Raw genomic sequence first — 11,556 nt, 5'->3', positions numbered from 1 at the left:
GAAGGCCGCTACGACGAAGGCCGCGCCCAGTGGCGACGCACCGGCGAAGAAAGCGGCGGTGAAGAAAGCGGCCAGCAAGACGGCGAAGAAAGCCACCAAGAAGGCCACCAAAAAGGCCGTGAAGACAACCACGGGTACCGCCACCAGGAAGGCGGCAACCAAGAAGGCCGCGGTGAAGAAGGCCGCCCCCGCCGAGGCTTGAGAAGTGCGGCGCTTCGACCTCGCCGCCGTCGACCGGGCCGGTCAGCAGCTCCGCGAGGGCGGGGTGCTGGCCTATCCCACCGAGGCTGTGTTCGGCCTTGGCTGCGATCCGCGCAACGAGGCCGCCCTCGCCCGCATTTTTGAACTCAAGCACCGGCCTGCGGGCATGGGCGTGTTGTTGATTGCTTCGGATTTTGCCCAGGTCGAACCCTACATCGATCTTGAAGCCGTACCACTGCCCGTGCTCGATGAGGCCTGGGCCACGTGGCCGGGGCCTTGCACCTGGGTTTTCCCCCGGGCGGCAGCGGCGCCCACCTGGATCGCGGGCGCCCATGCCGGCATCGCCTTGCGCGTCACCGCGCACGAACCGGCGGCGGCACTGTGCCGCGCCTTCGGCGGCGCGCTGGTGTCCACCAGCGCCAATGTCCATGGCCAGCCGCCGGCACGGAGCGTCAGCGAACTGGAGCAAGCCTTCGGTACCGGCCTCGACGGCATCCTGGACGCCCCCCTGGGCGGCCTTGACCGTCCCACGCCAATCCGCGACGCACTAACGGGCGCTATCATCCGTCCATGATCGACACCGCCGCGGTGGCGGCTGCGCACTGGAGATAATCGCTTGTCGAGCGTGATTGACCTTGCCAGCGGCGCCGCGCCGCGCCGCCTGCCCCTCGTTGTCGCCGACGATCCGAACCGCGTGCTCGCCTGGCTGGGCGGCAAGGCGATTTCGGCGGCAACCTTCGTTGCGCACGTGGCAATGGTCGCCACGCTGCTGCCGGAGGCCGACAGCGCGGTGAACCTCTGCGAGGACCGCTACGCCTTCCTGGTGGCCTTCTGCGCGTTGGCTGCGCGCGGCCAGGTCAATCTGCTGCCCCCCTCGCGCGCACCGCGCGCCATCGATGAAGTGATGGCCACGCACGCAGGCTGTTACGCGATCGGTGACACTTCGCTCGATCCGTCGCCGCGCGGCTACGTGCAGATGCCTGTTTTCGATCCGGACATCCCGCTGGTCGAGGCGTGGCCTGCGATTCCCGCCGACCAACTGGTGGCCATCGGTTACACGTCCGGATCCACCGGCACGCCCAAGGCCAATCCCAAGACCTGGGGCTCCTTTGCATGCAGCAATGCGGGCAACCATGCGCTGCTCGAGGCTGGCGTAGGCACGCCCTTCACCATTGTTGCTACCGTGCCGCCGCAGCACATGTACGGCATGGAGATGTCGGTGGTGATGCCGCTCCTGGGTAACGTTGCCGTGCATGCCGGTCGTCCGTTCTTCGCAGGTGACGTGGCTGCCGCGCTTGAAAGCGTGCCCGGCCCACGCGTACTGGTGACCACGCCCGTGCATCTTCGCGCACTGGTTGAGGCCGACGTCGGTCTGCCCGATATATCGGCAATGGTTTCCGCCACGGCGCCGATGTCGCTGGATCTCGCCCGCGCCGCCGAGGCACGCTTCGGTGCGCCGCTCCACGAGGTCTTCGGGTCTACCGAAACGTGCGTGTTCGCCAGCCGGCGCACGTCGCAGGATGAAGACTGGAAACTCTATGCCGATGTGGTCCTGCACCCGCAGCCTGATGGCACGCTGGTGGATGCGCCGCAGCTGGACGCGCCGATCGCACTGGCCGATCTTGTCACGCTCCACGACGGCGGGCGCCGCTTCCGCCTGTGCGGCCGAAACGCCGACATGCTGGAAATCGCCGGCAAGCGCGCCTCGCTGGCCGACCTCACCCGGCGCCTGCTGGCCGTCGACGGCGTGAGCGACGGCGTGGTGTTCCAGCTTGACGATGCCGACCACATGGGCGTTCGGCGCATCGCCGCCCTGGCCGTGGCGCCGGGCATGGACGAACACGCCATCCTTGATGAACTGCGCAAGTCCATGGACCCGGTCTTCCTGCCTCGGCCGTTGCGGCTGGTTGATGCGTTGCCGCGCAACGAGACCGGAAAGCTGCCTCGTGCGGTGTTGCTGGACATGGTTCACCGGCACGGGTAGTTGCCTGGGATCGGCGGCCTTGACGCGCCTGTCGGCTACAATGCTTCCCTTTGCGTTGGTACGTCCTCAGGAGCAGTGCATGAAAGTCCTCGTCATCGGTAGCGGCGGTCGGGAGCATGCGCTGGCCTGGAAGCTTGCCCAGTCGCCACGGGTCGAGGAAGTGATTGTCGCGCCGGGCAATGCCGGCACGGCGCGGGAAAAACACCTGCGCAATGCGGCCGTCGCGGTGAACGACATCGAGGGTCTGTTGGCCCTGGCCCGCGCCGAGCATGTGGGGCTTACCATCGTCGGCCCCGAAGTGCCGCTGGTGGCCGGCCTGGTCGATGCGTTTGGCGCAGCCGGGCTCCGCTGCTTTGGCCCCTCGGCGAAGGCGGCGCAGCTTGAAGGTTCCAAGGCCTTTGCCAAGGCCTTCCTCGAACGGAACGGCATCCCCACCGCGCACTACGCCGTGCATACCGATCTGGAGCCGGCCCTTGCCTACGTGCGCGAGAAAGGCGCGCCCATCGTGATCAAGGCCGACGGCCTGGCGGCGGGCAAGGGTGTGGTGGTGGCGATGACGCTTGCCGAGGCCGAAGCGGCCCTGCATGACATGCTGGGTGAGAAAGTCTTTGGCGATGCGTCATCGAGTGTGGTTATCGAGGAGTTCCTTGAAGGGGAGGAGGCCAGCTTCATCGTCATGAGCGATGGCACTCACGCTTTGCCGATGGCCAGCAGCCAGGACCACAAGCGCCGCGACGATGGCGACAAAGGCCCCAACACCGGTGGCATGGGCGCGTACTCGCCCGCGCCGGTGGTCACCGCTGCCGTACAGGAGCGCGTGATGCGAGAGGTTATCGAGCCTACCCTGCGTGGCATGGCGGCCGATGGCGCAACCTTTGTCGGGTTCCTCTACGCAGGCCTGATGATCGATGTGCAGGGCGCGCCGAAGGTGATCGAGTTCAACGTGCGCTTCGGCGACCCGGAAACGCAGCCGATCATGTTGCGGTTGAAGTCAGACCTCGTTGACCTCGTCGAGGCTGCGCTCGATGGCCATCTGGCCCAGACCGTGGCCGAGTGGGATGACCGCCCTTCGATCGGCGTCGTGCTGGCCGCTGGCGGATACCCCGGCAAGGTGCATTCGGGTGACGCGATCACGGGCCATGACGCGCCGTTTGGGCCGGACGTGAAAGTGTTCCACGCAGGTACCGGAATCGATGCACAGGGCCGTGTGATCACCGCCGGCGGACGCGTATTGACCGTCTGCGCGCTGGGCGACACCCTCGCCCACGCTCGCGACCTGGCTTATGGCGCCATCGCCGGCATCGCCTTCGACGGACGACAGTTCCGCCACGACATCGCGCACCGTGCTTTGAAGTAAGCTCCCCTGGGGAACGCTACCGGACTACGCATGAGCCAGTTCAGCCTGTTGCGCAGCCGCCGCTTCGCGCCGTTTTTCTGGACGCAGGCGCTGGGTGCCTTCAACGACAACGCCTTCCGTAATGCGCTGGTCATGTTGGTGGTGTTCCAGATGTCGCTGGGCAACGACACCGCGGCGCTGTACACCAACCTGGCGCCGGCGCTGTTCATCCTGCCTTTTTTCCTGTTCTCCGCCACCGCGGGGCAGATCGCCGAGAAGTACGAGAAGTCGCGGATCATCCGCTACGTGAAGCTCTTCGAGATCTTCGCCATGGTGGTGGCGGCGATCGGCTTCCATACCCACCACGTGATCCTGCTGCTGGTGGTGCTGTTCCTGATGGGCATGCACTCGACCATGTTCGGGCCGATCAAGTATTCGATCCTGCCCCAGGCGTTGAAGCCGACGGAACTCGTGGGTGGCAATGGCCTGGTGGAAATGGGTACGCAGATGGCCATGCTGATCGGCATGATCGTCGGCAACGCCCTGATGCTGATCGCGGGCGTCGGGCCGACGGCCGCTTCGGCGGCCACCATCGGCGTGGCCGTGGCCGGCTACCTGGCCAGCCGCTGGATTCCGCTGGCGCCGGCGGCCGCGCCGGACTTGAAGGTGAATTTCAACACCTTCACCGAGACTGGCCGCGTGCTGCGTATCGCGCGGGCCGACAAGGCTGTATTCAACGCCATCCTTGGCATTTCCTGGTTCTGGTTCTTCGGCACCGTGATGATCGCCCAGCTGCCGGTGTACACACGGGTGAACCTGGGCGGCGACGGTTCGGTGAACACGCTGGTGCTCACCTTGTTCTCGCTGGGCACGGGCATCGGTTCGCTGTTGTGCGAGAAGCTTTCCGGCAAGCGCGTGGAAGTGGGGCTGGTGCCGATGGGCGCTTTCGGGCTCACCGCGTTCGGCATCGACCTGTATTTCTCGCGGCCGGGAAAGTCGCCGATCGCGGGCCTGGACTGGCATGGCTTCCTGCAAACCGCAGGCAGCTGGCACGTGGCGCTGGACCTTACGATGATCGGCGTGTTCGCCGGCTTCTTCGTGGTGCCGCTGTTTGCCTTCGTGCAGTCGCGCACCCCCCGCGACCGGCTTTCGCGCGTGATCGCCGGCACCAACATCATCAATGCCATCTTCATCTGCGTGGCCTCGGGCCTTGGCCTGGGCCTTGGCATGCTCGGGCTTTCGGTGCCGCAGATATTCCTGGTCACCGCGGTGTTGAATGCGTTCGTCGCGATTTATATTTTCACCCTGGTTCCCGAGTTCGTCATGCGCTTCATGACCTGGGTGCTGGTGCATGCGATGTACCGGGTGAAAGCGACGGGGCTTGAGAACATTCCCGAGGAAGGCCCGGTGCTGCTGGTATGCAACCATGTGAGCTTCCTCGATCCACTGGTGATCATGGCCGGAGTGCGCCGCCCGGTGCGTTTCGTCATGTACTACAAGATATTCAACATCCCGGGCTTGAGTTTCATCTTTCGCACAGCCGGGGCCATTCCCATTGCCGGCCGCAACGAAAACCTCGACCTGATGAACAAGGCGTTCGACGCCGTGGACCGGGCCCTGGCCGATGGCGAAGTGGTGTGCATTTTCCCGGAGGGCGCGATCACGCGGGACGGCGCCATTGCGCAGTTCCGGCCTGGTGTGGAAACCATCCTGGCGCGCCGGCCGGTGCCCGTGGTGCCGTTGGCACTGCGGGGCATGTGGGGCAGCTTCTTCAGCCGGCGCGATTCGGCGATGAAGCGCATGCGCTTGCCGCGGCGCTTCATGTCGCGCATCGAACTCGTCGGAGCGCCGCCGACGGCGCATGCGGACGCGTCATCGCTGCGGGAAAGCGTCAGCTCGCTTCGCGGCGAGCTTGCCTAAGGAGATTGATCGTCAAGCCGCCCAGCCGGCCAGCACCAGGACGGCGATCAACGCCAGCCACACGGCCAGCACGCGATGCGTCACGCGCTTGGCGTCGCGCAATTCTTCAAGCGGATCGCTGACATCCTGGACATCACCGTCGCCTGCCTGGATGTCAGCGTCTACGCCGGCATGTGCCACGGCACCCAGGAACGAAGGATCGAGTTGGCCACGCGCGTGTTCGGCCGACGCATGCCAACGGCGCCAGGCGCCGATCACGGCGTCGAAGTCCGACACCAATGCCATGGCGAATACCATCAGGTGGGCTGGCAACCAGTCGAGGGCCTCGGCAAAGCGGCGTGCGGCGGCACGCGTGCGCGCATCGATGTCGATGTGGCCGTCGAAGCTGAGCGCCTGTGCCAGCCGGTAAAGCACCGCGCCCGCCGGCCCCAGCAGCACGAACCAGAAAAGGACACCGAAACGGCGGCGCAGGGCGGCGAAGAAGGTCGCTTCCACCACGGGCCCAGCCGTCCAGGCGACGGGTTCGCCGTCGGTCGAGAGCCGTTGGATGGCCGCATCGCGTTCGCCTGGGTCCGTCGCATGCAGCGCGGCGTCGATATCGCGGTCCAGGTCGCCGGGGCCGAGCGCGAAGCACAAGGCGGCTACCGCCAGCAGCAGCCAAAGGATGTCCAGCCAGCCTGTGGTGGCCAGGAGGCCGGCCAGGATGCCAATGGCCAGGGTAGGCACCAGCAGCACGATCACCACGCGGCTGGCGCCGGAACTGTCGGAAAGCCTTTCGGCCCAGGCACGGAACCAGCGTTCGTCACGCCACCGCGCCAGTTGCGGCAGCAGGTGGCAGAGCAACAGGGCGATCAGGATGGCGAAGAGGCGTAAGGCCATGGCGTGTCGTTTACCTTAGCGTTGGCCCATTGTGCCAGTCAGCGCGTGACGGCCGCGACCATCGCGCCGAGGTCGTAGCCGCGGTCGGCCAGCCAGTGTTCGAGCAGGCGATAGGACACCGAGACCGAAGGCGACACCAGCAGGCTGCCGTCGGCAATGCCCTGGCGGATGTCCTCCGGCGTGAACCAGCGAGCTTCTTCCAGTTCCTGGTCGCGATAGCGGATGTCGCGCGAACGCGCGAAGGCGGTGAAGCCGACCATCAGCGATGCCGGCATCGGCCAGGGCTGCGAAGAGTGATAGTGCACATCGAGCACTTCCACGCCGGCCTCTTCGGCCACTTCGCGGCGTACGGCATCTTCGAGTGATTCGCCCGGCTCGATGAAGCCGGCCAGGGTGGAGAACCGTCCCGGTGGCCAGGTGCGCTGGCGTCCGAGCAGGCATGCGCCCTCGTGCTCCACGATCACGATGATCGCGGCATCGGTGCGGGGGAAATGCAGGCGGCCGCAGCTCTCGCTGGTGCAGCGCACGCGGTGGCCCGAAGCCACCAGCACCCCCGGCGCGCCGCAATAGGCGCAATGACGGGTCTCGTTCTGCCAATGGGCCAAACCCTTGGCGTAGGCGAAGAGTCCAGCGTCGAAGGGATTGAAGCTGAGGCCGGCACGGCGCAGGTCCACCGACGTGGCTGCAGCGCCATCGGCGAGCGCCTTCATGAGCTCGGCGTCGGCCACCAGCATGAAATAGGCGCGGTCATCGGCCACACCCAGCAATGTCGGCGTCAACTGCGCCAGGTGCTGCTGCCGCGTGATGTCGTCCAGCCACCATAGCGCGTCGCCGTTGGCTACTTTCAGCGTTTCGCCCGACGGACCGACCACGATGAAGCGGGTGCCGGGTTCGGCAAGCCTTGCCGCTACCCATGCCGGGTCGTCGCGGTGTTCGGACACGCGGTCCAGGATCATCCCGGCGAATGTGTTGGCCTGCCCCTCGCGCCCCCGCGCCGCTGCCTGCATCGATGCCGGGCTCAGGTCGAGAACGAGGAACCGCAGCCGCAGGTGGTGCGGGCGTTCGGATTGCGGATGACGAACTGCGAACCGCTGAACGATTCGGCGTAGTCGATTTCGGCGCCGGCAAGGTATTGCAGGGACAGCGGATCGACCACCAGGGTGACGCCATCGCGGTCGATCGAGAGGTCGTCCTCGGACTTTTCCTCGTCGAAGGTAAAACCATACTGGAAGCCCGAGCAGCCGCCGCCGCTGATGTACACGCGCAGCTTCAGGCCGGGGTTGCCTTCCTCGATGATCAGCTCATGCACTTTCTTCGCGGCTGCCTCGGTGAACACGAGGGGAGCCTGGGCGGCGCGGTAGTCGGGGGCGAGATCTTCCATACCGTCCATGATGGCGGCGAAACCGTGCAGGTCAAGCCTCCTGGGGTTCTTCCTCGGGCGCGGCCAGCTGGCGTTGCGTGCCGGCGACCCCGGCGTGGGTCATCTTGCCATTGACCTGGGCGCCGGCGGCCATCTCAAGCACGCTGTAGTGGACATTGCCCTCCACGCGGGCCTGGGGGGCCAGTTCCAGCCTTTCCCCGGCATGGATGTCGCCCTTGACCACCCCGTTGATCACCGCATGCGGCACGTGGATCTCACCGGTCACGCGACCGTGCTCGCTCAAGGTGAAGACGGCCTGGCTGTCGGGCTCTGCCTGCACCGAGCCGTCGATGCTGCCGTCCAGGTGCAATGCCCCGCTGAAGCGGACATTGCCGGTGATGGCGGTGCCGCTGGCGATGAGGCTGGTTTCCGGCGCGCGCTGTGAGGGCGCTGCGCCCTTGGCGGGCTTGCTATTGTTGAACATGGTTATCCCCCGAATTCTGGCTGGCGTCGGCCCAGGCGACGGTGCGGGTTGCCGCGTCGCTGCCGTCGGCATCCACGCCGATGCGCAGGCGCGTCGGGCGGAAGTCGGCGGGTAGGGCCAGGGTGGTGTGCAACTGCTGGAAATAACGGAAGGAGAAATCCAGGCCTCCCGCCTGGACAGCCCCTCCAAGGTCCTTGGCATCGAGCATGGCAAGTTTGTCACCGCGCAGGCCTTCCACCGCGAGGGTGATGCGGCCCTTGGTGTCCGCGCCGCGGCGCGCATTCTGGGTAAGCGTGACAGTGAGGTTCCAGGCGTGGCTGCCGGCGATGGGCGATACGCGGACATCCTGCACGGTAAGTTCTTGCCGCTGGTCGCCGCCCCCGACCAGCCGCGAATAGAAACCAAGATCGTTGCGCAGGCCGTTGAGCTGTTCTTCGCGCTCGGCGAGGGTGTGCTTGAGCTCGTTCGCCGCCACCGCCCCCACCTGGTTGTCGCGCGTGAGGTTGGCCACCTGCTGCCGGAGCACCTCGTTGTCGGCTGCCAGCTGCCTTGCCGCGCCATGGTCGCCGACGGCCCCCGGGACGGCCCCGGCATGCCCGGCCAGCCAGCCGATCACCAGGCCAGCCACAAGGCAGCCGGCCAACCCCGCGGCCATGACTACCCGGCGGCGGCGCTCGGCTCGAGCGTCGACCGGCTGCACCACGAAGCGCGGTGTGGGGCTGGAGGCCATGGCAGGGGATTACCGCAAAAGCCGAGGTATACCCGGCTTTCGCGCGGAGCGTCAAGGAAACGTGACGCAGCTTCAGCTGGAGAGTTCGCCGACCTTGCTCAGCAGGTAGCGCTCGTTGCCGATGTCGGTCATCAGGCTGAACTGGGTTTCCAGCCAGTCGATGTGGTCTTCTTCCTCGGCAAGGATGTCCTTGAAGAGGTCGCGGCTGACGTAATCATGGATGCCTTCGCTGTGGGCAATGCCCTCGCGGAGGTCTTTCAGGGCCTCATATTCCAGTTCGAGGTCGCCGCGCAGGCATTCAATGGCGTTCTCGCCGATGCGAAGCTTGCCCAGGCGCTGCAGGTTGGGCAGTCCGTCAAGGAAAAGGATGCGCTCGATCACCTTGTCGGCATGCTTCATTTCCTCGATCGATTCCTTGTACTCATGCTCGGCCAGTTCCTTGTAGCCCCAGTCCTTGAACATGCGGTAATGCAAGAAATACTGGTTGATCGCGGTCAGCTCGTTGTAGAGCACCTTGTTGAGGAACTCGATGACCGTTGCGTCGCCTTTCATGGCCGTCTCCCTGGGTAGCTGCGTGCGCGGATGCGTGGACAGCGGCCACTATACCCAAGGCAAAAATGCCTTGAAGAAACGCAAATGGGGATGGTTCGCGCTTGCGCGCGGAAGGCCTAAGCGACCTGGACGAAGGCGGGCAGGGCGGTGGCGTGTTCGTCGATGGCGCGGGCCAGCACCGTGCGGGCTTCCGACTCGCAAGTGCCGCAGCAATCCGAGCAGCCGGTACGGGCCTGCAGATCAACGAAGCCACGCACGCCGTCGGCGACTTCACGGCGGATGTCGTGGGTGGTGACGGCATTGCACAGGCAGATGTACATGGGACGGCATTTGAACGCGAATGCGAACGATTGTCAACTACTCGCGCGGCCGGCCGGGTCGGTGTTCAGGGACGGGGCAGGTTGCCGATTTCGACGCAACAGGCGGTTTCCACCAGCGGCGCGAACTGGCGCAGGGCCCGTTCGTAGACCTCCCGCTTGAAGTTCACCACGTTGGCCGCCGGATACCAGAAATCCACCCAGCGCCACTGGTCGAACTCGGGTTTCTCGCAGGCGTTCAGGCAAAGTGCGTCTTCGCCCCCGGTGAGACGCAGCAGGAACCACACCTGCTTCTGGCCGATGCAGGTCGGGCGCTGGTGGTGGCGAACGAAGCGGTTGGGCAGTTTGTAGCGCAGCCAGCCGCGGGTGGCGCCCAGCACTTCCACATGGTGCGCGGCCAGGCCCGTTTCCTCCTCCAGTTCCCGGTACATCGCTTCCAGCGGTGTTTCATCGCTCCGCATCCCGCCCTGCGGGAACTGCCAGCCGTCGCGGTTGACACGGCGGGCCCAGAACAGCCGCCCATCCTGGTTGAGCAGGACGATGCCAACATTCGGCCGGTAACCATCTGCGTCGATCATCGGGCCTCCTTCGCCGCCCGGTAGGCATGTCGCCTGCCTCGCGGTCGATTCAACCACAGCGCGCGAAGGCGCGGCAAGGCAAGGCTTGTGCCTCAAGGGCCTGACGAATTAAACTGCGCGGCCCTCGCGTCCAGCTCGCGGGGGTTCGAAGGGTCAAGTGGCTAGGTAGCTCAGCTGGTTAGAGCGCGGCACTCATAATGCTGAGGTCGGCGGTTCGAGCCCGCCTCTAGCCACCATTTACCCTTTTCATCAGACCGCGCCCCGGCGCGGTTTTTTGTTGTCCATCACGATGATGCTGGAACTAGCATCAGCTTGAAACCGAGCGCCGCGGCAACCTTCATGGTCGTAGCCAGGCTCGGATTGCCGTCAGGCGACAGCGCCTTGTACAGGCCTTCACGAGTAAGGCCCGTCTCCCGTGACAGTCGACTCATGTTCTTCGCCCGGGCCACGTCGCCCAGCGCCGCAGCCATCAATGCCGGGTCGTTTTCCTCCGAGCATGCAGCCAGGTAACCGGCGATGTCGCGGTCGGTCTTGAGGTAGTCCGCCGTGTCATAGCGGGAGAACGACTCTCTCTTGCGCGCCATTGGAATGCCTCCAGTCGTCGGCGATACGGTATGCGCTGGTGATGTCCGATCCATTGCGCGTAAGTTTGGCTTTTGAATACCTCGAGCATCGAATTGTCAATCACAGTTGACAAATTGTCAACTACAGTTGGCAGTTCCGGTATCGGTGCATTCCCCATTGCGTTGTCGGCCTGCGCTTCGGCCGCAGTCAGAAACCCGTTGGGACCTCGCGCTCCACTAGAATGGCGGGATGCACATTTTCAAAGTCTTCACCCTCGAAGCCGCCCACCGCCTGCCGAACGTGCCCGAGGGTCACAAGTGTTCGCGGCTGCATGGCCATTCCTTCCGAGTCGAACTGCACGTGGAAGGCTCCGTGGACGCCCACACCGGCTGGGTGATGGACTTCGCCGACATCAAATCGGCGTTCGCGCCGCTTTACGACCAGCTCGACCATCACTACCTCAACGACATCGAGGGGCTGGATAACCCCACCAGCGAGAACCTGGCCCGGTGGATCTTCCAGCGGCTGCGGCCGGCCCTGCCCGGGCTCGACCAGGTCGTGGTGCACGAAACCTGCACTTCCGGAGCCAGTTACCGCGCCGCGGATGCTGCGTCGCACTAGGAAATAGTCGTACAAACAACAAGCAACGAT

15 protein-coding genes and 1 tRNA gene are annotated in these 11,556 nt (G+C 65.3%); 7 read left to right on the top strand and 9 right to left on the bottom strand.

Going from position 1 to position 11,556, the window contains the following annotated elements:
• The 5 genes from VK519_RS00115 to VK519_RS00095 form a co-directional block, all read left to right on the top strand.
• Positions 1 to 202, top strand: a 202-nt coding sequence (locus VK519_RS00115; RefSeq protein WP_324346477.1) for a hypothetical protein, incomplete at its 5' end; no start/stop codon positions are given.
• Between the two features lie 3 nt (positions 203 to 205).
• Positions 206 to 775, top strand: coding sequence for an L-threonylcarbamoyladenylate synthase type 1 TsaC (gene tsaC, locus VK519_RS00110; protein ID WP_324346475.1), 570 nt, complete (start codon positions 206 to 208; stop codon positions 773 to 775).
• A gap of 42 nt (positions 776 to 817) precedes the next feature.
• Complete coding sequence (locus VK519_RS00105; protein ID WP_324346473.1) at positions 818 to 2,185, top strand: AMP-binding protein; 1,368 nt, start codon at positions 818 to 820, stop codon at positions 2,183 to 2,185.
• A 79-nt stretch (positions 2,186 to 2,264) separates the two neighbouring features.
• Complete coding sequence (purD, locus tag VK519_RS00100; RefSeq protein WP_324346471.1) at positions 2,265 to 3,542, top strand: phosphoribosylamine--glycine ligase; 1,278 nt, start codon at positions 2,265 to 2,267, stop codon at positions 3,540 to 3,542.
• 30 nt (positions 3,543 to 3,572) lie between these two features.
• Positions 3,573 to 5,441, top strand: a complete 1,869-nt coding sequence (locus tag VK519_RS00095) for an MFS transporter (RefSeq protein WP_324346469.1) — start codon at positions 3,573 to 3,575, stop codon at positions 5,439 to 5,441.
• 12 nt (positions 5,442 to 5,453) lie between these two features.
• Here VK519_RS00095 and ampE read toward each other — a convergent pair whose 3' ends face one another.
• The 8 genes from ampE to VK519_RS00055 all read right to left on the bottom strand — a co-directional run bounded on the left by ampE (position 5,454) and on the right by VK519_RS00055 (position 10,341).
• Positions 5,454 to 6,320 (bottom strand): regulatory signaling modulator protein AmpE, encoded by an 867-nt coding sequence (gene ampE, locus VK519_RS00090; protein WP_324346467.1) that lies wholly within the window; start codon positions 6,318 to 6,320, stop codon positions 5,454 to 5,456.
• Between the two features lie 38 nt (positions 6,321 to 6,358).
• Positions 6,359 to 7,327, bottom strand: a complete 969-nt coding sequence (gene nudC / locus VK519_RS00085) for an NAD(+) diphosphatase (RefSeq protein WP_324346465.1) — start codon at positions 7,325 to 7,327, stop codon at positions 6,359 to 6,361.
• A gap of 11 nt (positions 7,328 to 7,338) precedes the next feature.
• On the bottom strand, positions 7,339 to 7,701 hold the full coding sequence (gene erpA, locus VK519_RS00080) for an iron-sulfur cluster insertion protein ErpA (protein WP_324346463.1): 363 nt from the start codon (positions 7,699 to 7,701) through the stop codon (positions 7,339 to 7,341).
• Positions 7,702 to 7,732: 31 nt separating this feature from the next.
• Positions 7,733 to 8,164, bottom strand: coding sequence for a bactofilin family protein (locus VK519_RS00075; protein ID WP_324346461.1), 432 nt, complete (start codon positions 8,162 to 8,164; stop codon positions 7,733 to 7,735).
• Positions 8,151 to 8,894 carry a DUF6776 family protein gene (locus VK519_RS00070; protein ID WP_324346459.1) on the bottom strand — a complete coding sequence of 248 codons (744 nt, stop codon included), beginning with the start codon at positions 8,892 to 8,894 and terminating at the stop codon, positions 8,151 to 8,153. The genes VK519_RS00075 and VK519_RS00070 overlap by 14 nt, the downstream gene beginning before the upstream one ends.
• A 72-nt stretch (positions 8,895 to 8,966) precedes the next feature.
• Entirely contained in the window at positions 8,967 to 9,446 is a 480-nt protein-coding gene (bfr, locus tag VK519_RS00065) for a bacterioferritin (protein ID WP_324346457.1), read from the bottom strand.
• A 116-nt stretch (positions 9,447 to 9,562) separates the two neighbouring features.
• Positions 9,563 to 9,766 (bottom strand): (2Fe-2S)-binding protein, encoded by a 204-nt coding sequence (locus VK519_RS00060; RefSeq protein WP_324346455.1) that lies wholly within the window; start codon positions 9,764 to 9,766, stop codon positions 9,563 to 9,565.
• A gap of 65 nt (positions 9,767 to 9,831) precedes the next feature.
• Positions 9,832 to 10,341, bottom strand: a complete 510-nt coding sequence (locus VK519_RS00055) for an RNA pyrophosphohydrolase (protein ID WP_324346453.1) — start codon at positions 10,339 to 10,341, stop codon at positions 9,832 to 9,834.
• Between the two features lie 159 nt (positions 10,342 to 10,500).
• Here VK519_RS00055 and VK519_RS00050 point away from each other — a divergent pair.
• Positions 10,501 to 10,577: transfer RNA gene (locus VK519_RS00050), tRNA-Met, on the top strand.
• A gap of 48 nt (positions 10,578 to 10,625) precedes the next feature.
• Here VK519_RS00050 and VK519_RS00045 read toward each other — a convergent pair.
• On the bottom strand, positions 10,626 to 10,925 hold the full coding sequence (locus tag VK519_RS00045) for an addiction module antidote protein (protein WP_250626518.1): 300 nt from the start codon (positions 10,923 to 10,925) through the stop codon (positions 10,626 to 10,628).
• Positions 10,926 to 11,154: 229 nt separating this feature from the next.
• Between VK519_RS00045 and queD the strand changes: the two genes are divergently transcribed.
• The gene (gene queD, locus VK519_RS00040; RefSeq protein ID WP_324346449.1) at positions 11,155 to 11,526 is read left to right on the top strand and encodes a 6-carboxytetrahydropterin synthase QueD; all 372 of its coding nucleotides are present in this window, start codon (positions 11,155 to 11,157) and stop codon (positions 11,524 to 11,526) included.
• Positions 11,527 to 11,556: the final 30 nt, after the last annotated feature.

This window comes from Pinirhizobacter sp., from assembly GCF_035317885.1.
In the GTDB taxonomy this organism is placed as follows: domain Bacteria; phylum Pseudomonadota; class Gammaproteobacteria; order Xanthomonadales; family Rhodanobacteraceae; genus Pinirhizobacter.
The sequence above is the reverse complement of the archived record's forward strand: the minus strand, read 5'-3'. Positions and strand labels throughout refer to the sequence as shown.

Excerpts from the sequence above, each read along its gene's own strand:
- purD (WP_324346471.1), top strand. The coding sequence starts at position 2,265 with ATGAAAGTCCTCGTCATCGGTAGCGGCGGTCGGGAGCATGCGCTGGCC.
- VK519_RS00095 (WP_324346469.1), top strand. The coding sequence starts at position 3,573 with ATGAGCCAGTTCAGCCTGTTGCGCAGCCGCCGCTTCGCGCCGTTTTTC.
- ampE (WP_324346467.1), bottom strand. The coding sequence starts at position 6,320 with ATGGCCTTACGCCTCTTCGCCATCCTGATCGCCCTGTTGCTCTGCCAC.
- nudC (WP_324346465.1), bottom strand. The coding sequence starts at position 7,327 with ATGCAGGCAGCGGCGCGGGGGCGCGAGGGGCAGGCCAACACATTCGCC.
- erpA (WP_324346463.1), bottom strand. The coding sequence starts at position 7,701 with ATGGAAGATCTCGCCCCCGACTACCGCGCCGCCCAGGCTCCCCTCGTG.
- VK519_RS00075 (WP_324346461.1), bottom strand. The coding sequence starts at position 8,164 with ATGTTCAACAATAGCAAGCCCGCCAAGGGCGCAGCGCCCTCACAGCGC.
- VK519_RS00070 (WP_324346459.1), bottom strand. The coding sequence starts at position 8,894 with ATGGCCTCCAGCCCCACACCGCGCTTCGTGGTGCAGCCGGTCGACGCT.
- bfr (WP_324346457.1), bottom strand. The coding sequence starts at position 9,446 with ATGAAAGGCGACGCAACGGTCATCGAGTTCCTCAACAAGGTGCTCTAC.
- VK519_RS00060 (WP_324346455.1), bottom strand. The coding sequence starts at position 9,766 with ATGTACATCTGCCTGTGCAATGCCGTCACCACCCACGACATCCGCCGT.
- VK519_RS00055 (WP_324346453.1), bottom strand. The coding sequence starts at position 10,341 with ATGATCGACGCAGATGGTTACCGGCCGAATGTTGGCATCGTCCTGCTC.
- VK519_RS00045 (WP_250626518.1), bottom strand. The coding sequence starts at position 10,925 with ATGGCGCGCAAGAGAGAGTCGTTCTCCCGCTATGACACGGCGGACTAC.
- queD (WP_324346449.1), top strand. The coding sequence starts at position 11,155 with ATGCACATTTTCAAAGTCTTCACCCTCGAAGCCGCCCACCGCCTGCCG.